The organism is Bacillus sp. MHSD_36 (genome assembly GCF_030757775.1).
In the GTDB taxonomy this organism is placed as follows: domain Bacteria; phylum Bacillota; class Bacilli; order Bacillales; family Bacillaceae_G; genus Bacillus_A.
Genome location: NZ_JAVBIS010000001.1, coordinates 755,605 through 769,628, shown reverse-complemented (window position 1 = coordinate 769,628; position 14,024 = coordinate 755,605). Strand labels below are relative to the sequence as shown.

Genomic DNA, 14,024 nt, shown 5'->3' with positions numbered 1-14,024 from the left:
CTAACTATTTATAAATTTATCACTCACTACCTGAAAAAATTCCGAGTAATTTGCTAAAGAATAATCTGCTACATCACAATTTCCTTGAAACATGCATGTTGAAATACCTAACTTTTTTGCAGGTAATAAATCTAATTCTCTATCCCCAATAGCTAAATCAATATTATGCTTTTTATGCAGATGATCATAAGCTAACGAATTCGGTTTTCGGGGGAAGCCATCGTCAATTGTAACCATGTCTACGAAGTATTTGTCCCAACCATAATGCTTTAATATAGATAATACACCCGCTCTATCTTTATGAGTCATAATTACATTTTTATCGGCAAACTTTAAAACCTCTTCCACCTTTTCAAATGGTTTTATATCTTCTATAGTAATTCGACTCTCTAATACATCAATTTCACTTAATTGTTTTTTAGATATTTTATAGTAATCAATTGCGTGAGAAAATGAAACTTTTAAATTTGTATAGATTTCTTCTTCACTTATTTCTTCTCCTAAAACTTGAGAAAGAACCTTTGTATAAACTGAATACGTATCAAATAACGTACCATCAAAATCCCATAAAATATTCATTCTATTCACCTTCTATTTTCAAATCATTTGATGATTAAATCCGCCCTATCCTCCGGCAATTCCGTTTCTAAGTAAAAATCCTCTGCCTTCCAATACCTATTCTCAAACTTTGAAAGTTTTTTCTGCGTTTCCTTACTCTCACGTAGAAACCTTGTCTCTCTTGGACAATCCAAGTACACCATATAATGAAAGAAATCTCTCCATTCTTTTCGCTGTAGAAAAACGCCTTCAATTACTATTACACCTACTATGGGGATCTGTACTTTTTTCATTTCACACGAGTCTGTCTCATCATTATAGAACGGTAAATTTAGTTTTGTTTCATTTTGTAGCTTTCGAAAAAACTTCTGCCGAAGCCATTCAATATCCCATTGCAAATAATAATACTCATACCATTCTTCATAGCCAGTATCATAGCGTTTATTACGCTCCACTATATGATCATCAATATGAAAAATATGAAACGGAATACTTTCTTGTTTCATATTTTCTTTTAAGTTTGTTACAAATGTTGTTTTACCCGATCGACTTAGTCCATCAATACCTAGAATGAACCTATTTTCTTTATGCTTCTTCATTATATTTATAAGCTCGTTTGTACTCATTACTTCTTCCACTCTTCTTTTAATAATGAATATAAAATCGTATCATGCGCAACTCCATTTTGAATCATATGTTTTCGAAGTAATCCTTCTTCTTGAAATCCTGCTTTACTTAATAATTTTTGAGAAGCTTTATTTTCTACATATACGACAGCAGCAATTCTTATAAGTTGCAACGTTTCAAACCCATAAGCTAAAATCGCCTGTAACGCTTCTGATGCGTATCCTTGTCCCCAATATGTATCGTCTAATTCATAACCAATTTCAGCTCGCTTATGATGATGGTTAATTAAATGAAAACCGCACGTTCCGATTAATTGGCCCGTCCCCTTTTTCTCTATTCCCCAGCGAAATACACTTCCCTCTTCATAACGATTTTTAAACGTTTGAATCGTTGTTTTCGCTTGATCAATATTTTCGAAAGAATCCATTCCAAAATAACGTATTACAGATTCTTTTGAAAGATAACGGAACATCGTTTCTGCATCTAACAGTGTAAGTTCTCTTAATCTTAAACGTTCTGTTTCTAGTTTCGGAAACCCCATCTCTTTTTCTCCTTCTATTCTAATGAACTGCAAATTTCAATATAATTCCCATCCGGATCGGCAATGTATGCAATTGTTTGTCCCCACGGCTTCACAATTGGTTCAACTAAAATCTTAATACCTTGCTCTCTGAATTGCTCAATCGTTTCTTGTACATTTTCAACAACGAATCCCAATTCAAAATGAGAAGATTGTAACTCGCCTTCTGTAAGTGGTAATCCTGTTAATTCTTTTACGTCTTGCCGCGTATTCATCGCTAATATGGTAGATCCCGTATTAAATTCAATATATGTACCATGCTCTGCTTTTATCGGTAACTGTAATACATCTTTATAGAATTTTAAACATTCCTCAAACTTTTCTACATATAAAATGATGTACTTCATTTTTAAATTCATTTTACTTCCCCCTTTATATCCATCCCTAAAATTTCGACAAATGTCTTATAAAAACCTTGTTTCCTATAGTAGCGGGCAAAAAAAATGAGGCCGATTTCTCGGCCTCCCAGCTTATTGGCATAAAACAGGAGATTTGGTTTGGACATAACCAGTTCGTACACTTATTATATTTTATTTTTTCTGAATTTTAAATGCATTAAACACCTATTTATATTGAGAAAGTTTTTTTGCTTGCATAAAATTAATGAGTTTAAGAAATGCTACAAATGGAGGTGTATACATATGGAACCAATGCTATGTCCAAGCTGTAAAACGAACCGTACTCGCTTTAATATTCTTGAACAACAAGTAAAACCAGTCAAGTTAAATCCACAAACTGGCCAAGTAGAAGAAGAATATACAAATGAAAATATGAATGCTTTTCATATGGCCTATCAAGGACCAACATATAGAGTCCAATGCGCTGTATGCGGACTCGTTGAAAACCCAGAACAATTTATTAAACCTGCGCAAAATCAGTCTTTTTCTTAAACATTTTTATTACCCCCTACCACTTTTCTATAGGGGGTTTTTTGTTTCATATGTTAATAAAAAAACGTTTTTCTTCCTTATTATAAATTACACCCCACACCTTCTTTGTCATCTTTTATTTTTTGATCCTCAATATGAATCGTTTTTTCTTCATTTATTATTTTCGGGATATTACGGGTTTATCTTTGCAACTATTAATCCCTTACCTTTATATAGAGTTTTATTATATAAAAAAGAACGAACAAAAATGCAATTATATAAAAACAAAAGAAGTTGATCCCGATATTTCTCCTTACAAAATCAACTTCTTTTTAATTCTACTTTTTATTATAATATTTCACTTTTTAACTTCTTAATTTTCCAAGTGAGTCTTATAAAGAAGTATATCCACATACAACCTGTAAGACCCGTCATAGCTTTCGCCCACATTGGCACTCTTGATTCCATCGGGCTTATAAATAGATTGTACATTGATGGTAATATAGTTGCTAACATAATAACAAAGAATACTAATAACTGATTTAGTTTTTGTATTCTCGTCTCCTTTTCTGAGTAAATATCAGGCAATTCATTTACCTCTTCTACTTCTTTACAAAAATAATTCCAGCTTGTGAAACTTGTTACGCGTTTCCAACCTGACATTTCGTATATTTCGAAATACTCTTGTTGTTGTTCTTTCGAATCTCTATAAACCAATCTAAAATCAGCTTTGTATATTACATCTTTTGGCTCCGTTTTCTGAAACGTATACATTAAATTATATTTTTGTAATGCCCAACCTTGCTGATGCATCTTTCGTAAAAAAGCTTCTTCTTTTTCTAAATTCCATGCCGTAAAAAACTTAAATACCCTTTTTGTCTCCATCTTCCATTCACTCCCCTAATATACTATTCCCATTCCTTACAGATCTCTGCAACCTGTTATACTCTAGCTCTAATACTTCTTTACCAAGTGGCGTTAACTCATAGCACTTCTTTCTATCTGTTGAGGCAACTTCAACAATTAATTTCTCTTTTAATAACTTCGTCGTATTCCCGTATAAAGTTCCAGGACCGAGCTTTACTTCTCCATTTGTCATCTCTTCTACCAATTGCATAATTCCATATCCGTGCATTGGTTTCACTAGTGATAACAATATGTAATATGTCGCCTCAGTTAACGGAATATATTTTCTCGCTTTCGTATTCATTATAACCACCCCCGATACATCGTTCGCTGATATATCGACTAACGATACATCGTATATCGATATTGTATAACTACATTCCAAAATATGCAAGTATAATTTAATAATCGGATATTTATTTCTTTGAATTGAAAAATCATATCAATTTTCTGAATTTTTTATTAAAATATAGAAATATCCGTTTACATTTTGAAAGGAATGATACAAATGATAAATAAATTGAAAGAAAACATAGGATCAGTTTTTGTCGGTAAAGAAAATATAATTGATTTATTACTTGTTTCTTTGCTTGCAGATGGACATGTACTGCTTGAGGATGTGCCTGGTACGGGGAAAACATTACTAGCGAAAACACTTTCTAAAAGTATTGGTGGTAATTTTTTTCGCATCCAATTTACACCGGATGTACTTCCGAGTGATGTAACAGGTATTGAATATTTCAATCCGAAAACGAGTGAATTCGAGTTAAGGCTTGGACCAGTTATGACGAATATTTTGCTTGCGGATGAAATTAACCGCGCTATGCCTAGAACACAATCTAGTTTATTAGAATCGATGGAAGAACGACAAGTAACACTTGAAAAGCAATCTACACCGCTTCCGAAACCTTTCTTTGTTATTGCGACGCAAAATCCAATTGAATCACAAGGAACGTTTCCTCTTCCAGATGCACAGCTTGATCGTTTTTTAATGACCATTTCAATTGGTTATCCTGATCCCGAAGATGAGTTAAAAATGATGCGTCGTTTCCGCAACGATACGCCATTAGAAAGCGTTAAATCTGTTATTTCTTTAGGAGACATTTTAGAAGCACAGAAGCGTGTAAAAGAAATTTTTGTATCTGAACCGTTAGAACATTACATTATTAAACTTGCTCATGCTACAAGAAATCATGATTACATTGCTAACGGTGTAAGTCCACGTGCCACACTTGCTTTAGTGCGCGCAGTACAGGCATTAGCATTTTTACGAGGGAGAGAATATTGCACGCCAGAAGATATACAATTGTTAGTTCCTTCTGTTTGGAATCACCGTATCGTCTTATCAATGGAAGGCGCATTACGTACGACAAAAAATGAAATTATGCAAAAGATTTTAAAAGAGGTTGACGTACCTGTGGAGATTGAGCAAGTATGAATGGACAGCGCGTTGTAACTGTACCTTTATTTTTTCAACTTCATATTATTCAACTTTCTGTTCCAGGCGCTATACTATTTACATTTATCATGCCACAACGAATCATTATGTTTTTCTTTTTCTTCTACTATTTATTTGCGATTTTCATTTATAAATATGTCGCTTATATAGAGAAAAAATTTCAAGTGATAAACGAGAAACAAACAACTCGGTTATTCCCTAATGAATCTGGACAGTTTTTCATTCATTTAAAAAATGGAGCAAATATACCACTCGTTAACGGTGTTTGTTATTTTCATTTAAATCCGTCCCTACTACCACAAAAAGATCAAGGTATTGAACAAATATCCAAAACGCTATTTTCTTTCCCTTTTTCCCAGCCTGCACATTCAGCGCAAAAATGGGATTTAACATTAACCGCAACAAAGCGTGGTGTGTTTCAAATTGAACAGTTCGAATGTGTCTTAAAGGATCCTTTTCATCTTTTAACTGTACATTTGCCCATTCTTGATAAATTACGGACTGAAATTATTGTGTATCCTTCTCCTAAAGAAGTAGCAGGACTGCAAGAACTTCAGCAACTTTTAACAGGATCTTATCGAACGAATTTTTCTTTTTACAATGATGAAACATCTATTATCGGTGTTAAACGATATGAACGTGAATCTTTCCGTTCTATTCATTGGAAAGCATCCGCTAAAATGCAGGAATTACAGGCGAAGCAATATGAACCTGTAAAAAATTATAGTTGGACAATTTGTCTTTCTTTAGCGGCTAATCGTGGATTTGGTTGGAAAGATAATATAGAAGACCTTATTTCATTTGCAACATATATTTGCCAATATGCAACGAAGCATCAAATACCTTTTGAATTATTTATAAGTGTATTAGCTGAAGGTGGTCCTCTACACTTACCATTAAACGAAGGACAAACACATTACGCAAAAGCTTTAGAGGAATTGGCACGTATTTCAGACGATAGCACATTAATTCCGAAACAAGGATTTCTCCATTATACAAATAGAAAAGGAGAACGTTCGTCTACAATGATTTACATTGGCTTTCAGAAGAATGACCTCTCCCTTCTATCGCAACCTACGTTTCTCATAAATAACGAAGGGATGGTGGAAAATCTTGAAAACTTGGCTTTATCACGTTAATGACTTTATTCTGCTACTCCTCCTTTCGTTATTAACTGAAAGGGACGAACTTGTTGCTATTGCTATATTTTTAGCAACAGGCTATATTGGAGTATTTCTAATTCATAAATTCATGAAGAAAAGAACGACAGGATTTGTCATACTGTTAATGACTCAAATAATTGGTTGTTTTTCCCTTCTTCCTTTTTCTTTATTTGGCACACTTATGTTACCTCTTTTCTTCTTTATCGTACACGTAGTTGGACCTGGCTATCCAGTTCAAAAATCGCTAAGCGGTATTGTTTGGTTTGGTGTTTCGGCTATATTTTATGCACCATTTCCGCCGCTTGGGAAACTATTACTATTAGTTATACACATTATGATTACATTTTGGTTAACGGGGGCAAATCGGAATCAACAGATTATGCGTTTCACTTCTATCATTACGATTGGTGTAATGAGTATAGTACTTATTCAAATGTTTCCTTTCATTCGGCTTCTTTTTTCATATATCATAGAAGCAGTTGCATTAGGGGTTGGGTACGCTATTAATCCATTATTTTCAGCAGCCGCATTAAAAGAAACAGACGATTTTTGGTCGAATAAAGGAAATCTAAAAGATCCTACAATTAAGGATGGATTAGAGCCACGTCCTTTTGATCCAACCCTTATAAATAGTATTACCATATTAGCCTGTACAGCCATCGCTATTTATGTAGTTTGGAAAATAATAAAAAAAAGAAAACATTTAAGTTTACCAAATATACCTGCCTTCGAATCTACTATCATCGCTGATAAAGAAGGAATGAACCAAAAACGTTTTAAAAGAATCAAACCGCCACATAACGAAATTAGAAAAGAAATTTTCAAACTTGAGAATAAATTAATTCCTCCTTTAAATAGAAAAAGAGGAGAAACTGTTGAAGCATGGTTAGGACGAATCAATAGTGAAGAAGATGTAAATATTGAGAGTCATATTGTTATAGGTGCTTATAATATAGTGCGTTATTCAAATGATGAGAATATGATGCTACTTCAGGAATTTAAGGAAGAGATTCATAAGCTTTATGTGTATCAAAAGAGTTTGAAGAAAAAAAAGAAATAACACAATAAAAAGACTCCTATTTTCATAGGAGTCTTTTTATACTTCTACGTTACTTTTTAAATTGAAGCATTCTTCCCTGCCTCAATCTCTAATGATTCTTCATGCCACCAAAGTGTTTCTTCAGGGTCTTCTTTAGCAATTTGATGTGCTTCTTTTTTCGTTTCTACTGTAGGATATGAACCTTTTAGTGCACGTCCTGAAGTTGTAACGAATAAAACGCTAAATACGACTAATCCAATAACACTTACACCTGCTAAATAAAATGCTGGTGCAAGCGGATTACCGGTTGCATGAACTAAGTATGAACATACGAGCGGCGTTGTTCCACCGAATATCGATACAGAAATATTAAATGAAATCGAAAGTGCTCGATAACGTACATCGGTGAAAAAGAGTGATGGTAATAAGGAAGGTAATGTTCCTTCATATACACTTAGGAAGAAACCTAATACGAAAATACCTGCAAATATAGCTGCAATATGTCCGTTACCTATTAGTAAAAATGCTGGGATTGCAAATACAGTTAAACCGAGTAAACCAATTTGCACGACGCGTTTATTACCAATTTTATCACTTAATTTACCGAAATATAGTGCTAGTGGAATCATAAGTGCCATCGTAATAGAAATAATTAATAAGCCTGTTGTTTCTTCGACTTTAAGTACTTGAGTTAGATAAGAAGGAATATACGAAAGAATCATATAATTTGTAATATTAAAGAAGGCGACAATTACTGTGCTTAATAAGAAGTCTTTTTTGTGATATTTAATAATATCCATAAATGAAAATTGTTCATTGTCTTCAGATTCCTCTTGTGCTTTTTCCATCTCTTCAAAGATAGGGGATTCATCTAAATGACGGCGTAAATATAAACCGACCAAGCCAATTGGTGCAGCTATTAAGAAAGGAATACGCCAGCCCCAGCTGAGCATTTGTTCATCTGTTAACAATAACGTCAAAATGGTAACAATTACCGATGCAGCAATGTAACCTGAGAGTGTTCCAATTTCAAGACCACTACCGAGTATACCACGCTTTTTATCTGGAGAAGATTCTGCGATATAAACCATTGCACCTGAATATTCGCCGCCTGTAGAGAAGCCTTGAATCATTCGGGCAACTAAAAGTAGTATTGGTGCCCATACACCAATTTGTTCATAGGTTGGTAGTAATGCGATGAATAATGTAGAAAGTGCCATTAAAATAATAGTAGTACTTAACACGATTTTTCGGCCGTACTTATCTCCTATTCTACCAAAGAATACACCGCCGATTGGTCGAACGAGAAAGGCTGCTGCAAATGTACCGAATGTAAGTACAAGTTGCAATCCACTATTATCAACACCTGAGAAGAATAATTGACTTAAGATAACCGCTAAATACGCGTATAATCCGAAGTCAAACCACTCCATTGCATTCCCTATACCAGTAGCAACTACTGCTTTCCTGGCTTGTTTAGGATTGACAATATTAACGTCTTGAGGTTCAAAATTTAAATCATTATTTTGTTGCATATAATAAAACAGCTCCTTTTTTAATTTAACTTCTTTAAGCACACCTTCTCTTATTGAATAAAATTAATTCGAAGCACTTAAGGAAAAGCAACGTCTCCTTTTCTGTTATTATTTCACATAATTAATTATTTGTCCAATTAAATGCTCTTTTTGTATAAATTTACACCCTATTTAACTTTTCATAAAATGAAGTTTAGGCTATATAATATATACCTTTACACTACAAATGAACCTTTCATTTATTTATATGTATAACGTTCCTATAATTGTTTCCTCTAACTTAGAAATCAGTAACTTTTACTTAAGATTTGCATATATTTAAAAAGTGAACTCATTGGCTCGACTTCTGTTTTATTACATTCAACCATAATATTATTATAGTTTTAAAGGAGGCTATTTTATGTTGGAAATAATACTTGTAGTTGCTACTGTTTCTTTTCTCTTAATTATTTCTGGATTTTTCATTATCTTAAAGCAATATAAAGAAATTAAAAATATAAAGACTATATTAACTGCAAAAAAAGAAAATGAGAAAACTTCACCTGAAAACTCCATCCCTTTGCAATTAGACCTTAGTGTTCTCAATAATTTACTCGCTTCTGGAATAAATAAAAACTCTGATTCAAGTAATGAAAATTGTGAATCTGATAAAAACAAATGATTGTTATGCTTATAATAAAAAGAAAATATATCTCCTACCCTGATTAAAAAGGAGACTGCTTATGTGTAAAAATTCAATTTCTATTATTATCCCTATACAACATAAAATAAAAAATTTACCTAGAATTTTGGAAGCATGTAAACAACTACAGCCTTTAGAAATTATCCTTACTATTTGTTGTGTCGATGATTCTATTGATATTGCACGATCTTACAATTGTGAAATTATTACACTAGAAGAACCGATAGAATTTACTAATCTTTATGTAATTGGTGCAAAAAAAGCGAAGGGGAAGTACCTCTTATTTTTAGATGAAAATTACATTATTCACTCCTCCTCACTTATACAATTTCTTCAACCATTACTAAATGGATCGGCTGACGTCGTATTAAATAATTTAGATGAATTTTTTTATCAAAAACAACAGCCAAATATAGCAATGATTTGGCAACAAGTTACGAATCATTTTTTTCATCGTCCAGATTTACATGTTAACTCCTTATTATTTCCTCCCTATGCAATGACAAAAGAATTGCTTGAGGTAATTACTCCAGATAGTTTATCAAACCCAATATCGGCACAAATGAAAATTATTGAACATAAATTTCGAATTTGCGACCAATTCAACATTTCTATCCCCCAAGTTCCCTCTTTCCCTTCAACTCAACTCATTCATTATCATCTAGAAGCCATTGCAAATTGGCTCAATATAGAGCAAAATCCAAGAGGAAACTATACCGATAATAATCGAAAGCGTGATATTATTTTAGGGCTTCAAAACGGGGAACAAAAATCCATCCCAAAAATAATTACAGGTAAAGAGTTTTATTCGAATACTTATGGAGAGCAACAATTATCAGTTATCATCCCTGTTCAAAATGAAGAAAAAACGATAGAATCTGTCATTTTTGAGGTACAGAAATTAAAACCTTTTGAAATTATCATTATTGTTAATGGATCAACAGATAAAACAGAGGAATTGGCGAAGGGTTGCGGTGCAACAGTTATAAGTTACGAAGAAGCGCTTGGAAATGATACGGGACGTGCTGTTGGTGCCTTTTTTGCAAAAGGTGACATACTATTATTTATAGATGGTGATTTCTTAATTTCTAGTTATGATTTATTACCGTTTGTACAATCTATTCAAAACGGCACGGACTTAGCTTTAAATAAACTAGAGTACTACTATATTTATCGTCTACCGTATTCTATCGTCACTGCATGTAAATATGCTATCAACTTAGCTTGTAATCGGAAAGATTTAGGTATGGGATCCACAATTGCTGTCCCTCATGCTTTTAGTCGAAAATGCATTCATACAATTGGGTTTGATTCACTTCTTTCACCAACCTTAAGTCAAGTGAAAACAATTTTAGCAGGCTTTCATGTACAAAATGTCCATTCTGTCGATGTTGATAAATTGAATCGTGTTCGACCTGAAAAACACTTCTCTGAGGACGGCTCCCTTTCATTAGCAACACAACAAATCATTGGCGATCATATAGAAGCAATTTCTTACCTCATCGAACAAAAAAGAGGTAAAGAGTGCTTTTAATTATACATCCTGTCTACTAAATAATAAATTATCTCATTTTTAATATATGACAGAATAAAAAAGATGGGTTTTAACCATCTTTTTTATTTTTACATTAGATCAAAAAAAAGTAGCAGGCAGGCTTTTCTTTTCTGTATTTTTCTTAAGAAGTTTGAAAAGAGAGGCTTGTTAATGAAGAGTCAACACTTAAATCATCTTTTAGTGCAATTGAGAAACATGCAACTAATGGTAAAGTAATAACAATTGATCCACTAGGACTAATTACAATAGTAGGACTTGTCCCACATGTGCCTCCACAATCGACTACTGCATCAATTCCACTACCAGGGGTAATTGTAATTTTAAGACACACATCTAAACAAACATTATTCGTAGTACATGCCATAACTCTCCCTCCTTTCTTTTAACAATATATGCAATTTATTGAATTCGGACACGACTCTCCTACTAAATTTTATAAAATAGATGCTATTTTACTATTCGTTTTATAGGTAATTAACGTTTGCTTAAACTATCTAAATCAAAAAAACTCATATCATCTTTTACTGAAATAGAAATAAATGCGATAAATTGAAATAAAAAAGTAAAAAACCTCTTCATATATTTGAAGAAGTTTTTACTTTTCACTTACACCTGAACCAAAAGAGTAACTTTTTTAAAATTTTGTTTTCATAACAACACTCAACTTACACTTTATCCGTTGCTATTTCACGCTTATTAGTAAAGGAAATTCCAAATTAAAATAAATCTTTAAAATCCCTATTCTTTAGTAAATAAGAAAGCCCTTCTATATGATCACCGGTAATTCTCAATACAGCTGGTGGATGTCCTACTTTTGCAAAGTGTTCATTTGGACGAATACGATTTGGTTTCATTACATCTACAAAATGGACACATTCGACTTTATATCCTTCTAATATTGCCTTTACTTGTGCAACACACGCTGTGTGAAGAGTGTCCCAGCCGATCCCCTCTAAACATTTTCTACTAATAGCATGGGGAACAGCAATTGTAGATCCTACCCCTAAATCTTTACGGTTACAAGCAATATTCAACATATATTTATATAAACTTACAATATATAGAGGAAATCTAAGATTTAAATTTAAATCATTTAAAACCATATCAACACCATCCGCAACAGCCTGCGTTAACGGATGAAGATCTTTTGCTGGAATAGCAAAATCAGCATCAATAAAGAGAAGTATATCCCCTGTGGCTTCTTGTGCACCAATTGCCCGTCCTACATCATGCCCTAATCTTTCTTCATAAACAATTACTGTTGCCCCTGATTGCTTAGCGATTACTTCTGTCTGATCTGTTGACCCATTAATGACAACAATTATTTCTTTCGGTTCAATTTTTCTTGCCTCAAGGATAACTTCTTTAATTGTCGCTTCTTCATTTTGTGCTGGTATAACAATTGATAACTGTTTTCCATTATAAATTGATGAATTCATACCCCATCCTTTATGGAAACGTGAATAACTCTTTTGTTTTTTTAGTTGCTCTATAATTTCTCTTTTTCTTCCTCCATCTGTATAGTTCCCTCTATCATCTTTTCGTTGTAACCAACTTTCCAAAGCTTTTACATTCTCTTTAATCTCACATACTTCTAATTTAGTTAATTCATTTTTATAGAACGAGGTTTTGTTTGCTGTTATATTATTCAAAGAGGTGTTAGTGACGGCTGACGAGGAATGTAGTCGCCACCCTTTCTCAATAAAAGTTATTTGAGAAAGAACGGGATTTTGCAAGGTGTCATATCCAATGTCTTCAATTGCTTTTTTAGTAATAGCATATGGCATAGATAACATCGAATCATATTTTAAATCCATACGCCCCAATACATCGTTTACTATTTTTCTATACACCATAGCAATACTTGGCCATTCTACTCTCATCTTTTCAAAACATACGGAGTCTATGTTATTTAAGATTACATCCTGTTCCTTTTTTAGTAGTGGTTCTATAAATCGTTCTAATTCTACCGAAAAAATAACATCTTCCCCATCTAAAAATAAAACTACATCCCCATTGGCGATTTTCGCCCCATGAACTGGTGCTTTCCATTTATTTTTCTCTTCAATCACAACAACATTACTTTCAACAAATGTGGGTAAAGATTGTATCGCACTCATTCTATCATCAGCCACAATAATAATTTCTAGTGGTTTTATATGCTGCAATTTGTTTAAAATTTGATTCAATTTCGATTTTTCTTCTCCTAAAACTATAACGACTGACAGCCCCACTTCTTTTTGTTCTTCTTTTATAATTTGGTTAGGCTTTACTTTCTTTATATATTCAATTGTTTCACTCTTACCTACAGCTGCATGCCCTGCTTTTTCATCGAAATATAAATCTATTACAATTTGATTTATTTCCGTATCTTTATCCAGTTGTTCTAATTCAGAAATGAATGGTAATAAATGATTTTGTACATCAAATTCACATGCGAAATTTTGTAAGAAATAAACATTTGGTACATACTTAATGTGATTAAAAAATTTCACTACATTAATTCTTTCTTCAAACTTTTCTTCAACTTCTTCTCTTGATAAACCTGGATAAGACAAATCGAAAACTAGATTTATTGGTACAGGTATCCATTTTAATAAATTTGTTTGAGGGTTATTAATTAAAGCTGTGGAGCCCTTAACGAATCCAGCTAAAATTAAAGACATAAACCCTCCCCCGGAACTACCATAAAACAACACATTTTTCGAATCAATTTTTAATTTTGCAAATAATATCCCTAAAATATTTGCTATATCTTGCAAGTAAAATCTATCTAACTCCCCCTGTCCCCATCCTAAAGTTATTTCTCCAAGATATAATGTAGGGTCATTATAATATATAACAGTATCTTCAAACTCTTCCATCCAAGAATGTCTATGAAAAATAGGTGGACCAATTGGCTGCTCTTGAAATCCACCTGCTCCAGATCCAAAAACAATAGTGTTAGAAGCATTGGGCTTAATACGAATTAAAAATTCATACGTTACTTTCTCCCAATCAACCTTGAGTATAAATGGTTCTGTAGTTTGAAAATCCATTTGCCATAATTCT

General features: G+C 32.9%; 15 protein-coding genes. 6 read left to right on the top strand and 9 right to left on the bottom strand.

Going from position 1 to position 14,024, the window contains the following annotated elements; all coding sequences use genetic code 11:
• Genes Q9B79_RS03980 through Q9B79_RS03965 form a run of 4 tightly spaced genes read right to left on the bottom strand, consistent with a single transcriptional unit; the run spans window position 1 to window position 2,124 of the window.
• Complete coding sequence (locus Q9B79_RS03980; RefSeq protein WP_306182706.1) at window positions 1-579, bottom strand: HAD-IA family hydrolase; 579 nt, start codon at window positions 577-579, stop codon at window positions 1-3.
• 23 nt (window positions 580-602) lie between these two features.
• Window positions 603-1,184, bottom strand: a complete 582-nt coding sequence (locus Q9B79_RS03975) for a kinase (protein WP_306182705.1) — start codon at window positions 1,182-1,184, stop codon at window positions 603-605.
• Window positions 1,184-1,726, bottom strand: coding sequence for a GNAT family N-acetyltransferase (locus Q9B79_RS03970; protein WP_306182704.1), 543 nt, complete (start codon window positions 1,724-1,726; stop codon window positions 1,184-1,186). The genes Q9B79_RS03975 and Q9B79_RS03970 overlap by 1 nt, the downstream gene beginning before the upstream one ends.
• A 14-nt stretch (window positions 1,727-1,740) precedes the next feature.
• Window positions 1,741-2,124, bottom strand: a complete 384-nt coding sequence (locus Q9B79_RS03965) for a VOC family protein (protein ID WP_306182703.1) — start codon at window positions 2,122-2,124, stop codon at window positions 1,741-1,743.
• A 282-nt stretch (window positions 2,125-2,406) separates the two neighbouring features.
• Between Q9B79_RS03965 and Q9B79_RS03960 the strand changes: the two genes are divergently transcribed.
• Window positions 2,407-2,655: a hypothetical protein gene (locus tag Q9B79_RS03960; RefSeq protein ID WP_000433607.1), complete on the top strand. Its 249-nt coding sequence runs from the start codon at window positions 2,407-2,409 to the stop codon at window positions 2,653-2,655.
• A gap of 327 nt (window positions 2,656-2,982) precedes the next feature.
• Here Q9B79_RS03960 and Q9B79_RS03955 read toward each other — a convergent pair whose 3' ends face one another.
• Both Q9B79_RS03955 and Q9B79_RS03950 read right to left on the bottom strand, forming a co-directional pair.
• On the bottom strand, window positions 2,983-3,519 hold the full coding sequence (locus Q9B79_RS03955; RefSeq protein ID WP_029438773.1) for a DUF2812 domain-containing protein: 537 nt from the start codon (window positions 3,517-3,519) through the stop codon (window positions 2,983-2,985).
• Window positions 3,520-3,526: 7 nt separating this feature from the next.
• Window positions 3,527-3,844: a PadR family transcriptional regulator gene (locus tag Q9B79_RS03950; protein WP_060631323.1), complete on the bottom strand. Its 318-nt coding sequence runs from the start codon at window positions 3,842-3,844 to the stop codon at window positions 3,527-3,529.
• 204 nt (window positions 3,845-4,048) lie between these two features.
• Between Q9B79_RS03950 and Q9B79_RS03945 the strand changes: the two genes are divergently transcribed.
• Genes Q9B79_RS03945 through Q9B79_RS03935 form a run of 3 tightly spaced genes read left to right on the top strand, consistent with a single transcriptional unit; the run spans window position 4,049 to window position 7,222 of the window.
• Window positions 4,049-4,978, top strand: coding sequence for an AAA family ATPase (locus tag Q9B79_RS03945; RefSeq protein WP_306182702.1), 930 nt, complete (start codon window positions 4,049-4,051; stop codon window positions 4,976-4,978).
• Window positions 4,975-6,138 carry a DUF58 domain-containing protein gene (locus Q9B79_RS03940; RefSeq protein WP_306182701.1) on the top strand — a complete coding sequence of 388 codons (1,164 nt, stop codon included), beginning with the start codon at window positions 4,975-4,977 and terminating at the stop codon, window positions 6,136-6,138. Before Q9B79_RS03945 ends, Q9B79_RS03940 begins: the two co-directional genes overlap by 4 nt.
• Window positions 6,113-7,222 (top strand): DUF4018 domain-containing protein, encoded by a 1,110-nt coding sequence (locus tag Q9B79_RS03935; protein WP_306182700.1) that lies wholly within the window; start codon window positions 6,113-6,115, stop codon window positions 7,220-7,222. Before Q9B79_RS03940 ends, Q9B79_RS03935 begins: the two co-directional genes overlap by 26 nt.
• A 56-nt stretch (window positions 7,223-7,278) precedes the next feature.
• Here the strand turns inward: Q9B79_RS03935 and Q9B79_RS03930 are convergent, their stop codons facing one another.
• Window positions 7,279-8,736 (bottom strand): MFS transporter, encoded by a 1,458-nt coding sequence (locus Q9B79_RS03930; protein WP_306182699.1) that lies wholly within the window; start codon window positions 8,734-8,736, stop codon window positions 7,279-7,281.
• Window positions 8,737-9,136: 400 nt separating this feature from the next.
• On the opposite strand from Q9B79_RS03930, the gene Q9B79_RS03925 reads away from it, so the two are divergent.
• Both Q9B79_RS03925 and Q9B79_RS03920 read left to right on the top strand, forming a co-directional pair.
• Window positions 9,137-9,397 carry a hypothetical protein gene (locus Q9B79_RS03925; RefSeq protein WP_306182698.1) on the top strand — a complete coding sequence of 87 codons (261 nt, stop codon included), beginning with the start codon at window positions 9,137-9,139 and terminating at the stop codon, window positions 9,395-9,397.
• Window positions 9,398-9,458: 61 nt separating this feature from the next.
• Window positions 9,459-10,952: a glycosyltransferase gene (locus tag Q9B79_RS03920; RefSeq protein WP_306182697.1), complete on the top strand. Its 1,494-nt coding sequence runs from the start codon at window positions 9,459-9,461 to the stop codon at window positions 10,950-10,952.
• Window positions 10,953-11,094: 142 nt separating this feature from the next.
• Here the strand turns inward: Q9B79_RS03920 and Q9B79_RS03915 are convergent, their stop codons facing one another.
• Together Q9B79_RS03915 and Q9B79_RS03910 are read right to left on the bottom strand one after the other, a co-directional pair.
• On the bottom strand, window positions 11,095-11,337 hold the full coding sequence (locus Q9B79_RS03915) for a hypothetical protein (RefSeq protein WP_306182696.1): 243 nt from the start codon (window positions 11,335-11,337) through the stop codon (window positions 11,095-11,097).
• A gap of 352 nt (window positions 11,338-11,689) precedes the next feature.
• On the bottom strand, window positions 11,690-14,011 hold the full coding sequence (locus tag Q9B79_RS03910; RefSeq protein ID WP_306183319.1) for a glycosyltransferase: 2,322 nt from the start codon (window positions 14,009-14,011) through the stop codon (window positions 11,690-11,692).
• Window positions 14,012-14,024: the final 13 nt, after the last annotated feature.

Bases quoted from the DNA above. Each gene is read 5' to 3' on its own strand.
- Q9B79_RS03980 (WP_306182706.1), bottom strand. From the start codon at position 579: ATGAATATTTTATGGGATTTTGATGGTACGTTATTTGATACGTATTCA.
- Q9B79_RS03975 (WP_306182705.1), bottom strand. From the start codon at position 1,184: ATGAGTACAAACGAGCTTATAAATATAATGAAGAAGCATAAAGAAAAT.
- Q9B79_RS03970 (WP_306182704.1), bottom strand. From the start codon at position 1,726: ATGGGGTTTCCGAAACTAGAAACAGAACGTTTAAGATTAAGAGAACTT.
- Q9B79_RS03965 (WP_306182703.1), bottom strand. From the start codon at position 2,124: ATGAATTTAAAAATGAAGTACATCATTTTATATGTAGAAAAGTTTGAG.
- Q9B79_RS03960 (WP_000433607.1), top strand. From the start codon at position 2,407: ATGGAACCAATGCTATGTCCAAGCTGTAAAACGAACCGTACTCGCTTT.
- Q9B79_RS03955 (WP_029438773.1), bottom strand. From the start codon at position 3,519: ATGGAGACAAAAAGGGTATTTAAGTTTTTTACGGCATGGAATTTAGAA.
- Q9B79_RS03950 (WP_060631323.1), bottom strand. From the start codon at position 3,844: ATGAATACGAAAGCGAGAAAATATATTCCGTTAACTGAGGCGACATAT.
- Q9B79_RS03945 (WP_306182702.1), top strand. From the start codon at position 4,049: ATGATAAATAAATTGAAAGAAAACATAGGATCAGTTTTTGTCGGTAAA.
- Q9B79_RS03940 (WP_306182701.1), top strand. From the start codon at position 4,975: ATGAATGGACAGCGCGTTGTAACTGTACCTTTATTTTTTCAACTTCAT.
- Q9B79_RS03930 (WP_306182699.1), bottom strand. From the start codon at position 8,736: ATGCAACAAAATAATGATTTAAATTTTGAACCTCAAGACGTTAATATT.
- Q9B79_RS03925 (WP_306182698.1), top strand. From the start codon at position 9,137: ATGTTGGAAATAATACTTGTAGTTGCTACTGTTTCTTTTCTCTTAATT.
- Q9B79_RS03920 (WP_306182697.1), top strand. From the start codon at position 9,459: ATGTGTAAAAATTCAATTTCTATTATTATCCCTATACAACATAAAATA.
- Q9B79_RS03915 (WP_306182696.1), bottom strand. From the start codon at position 11,337: ATGGCATGTACTACGAATAATGTTTGTTTAGATGTGTGTCTTAAAATT.
- Q9B79_RS03910 (WP_306183319.1), bottom strand. From the start codon at position 14,011: ATGGATTTTCAAACTACAGAACCATTTATACTCAAGGTTGATTGGGAG.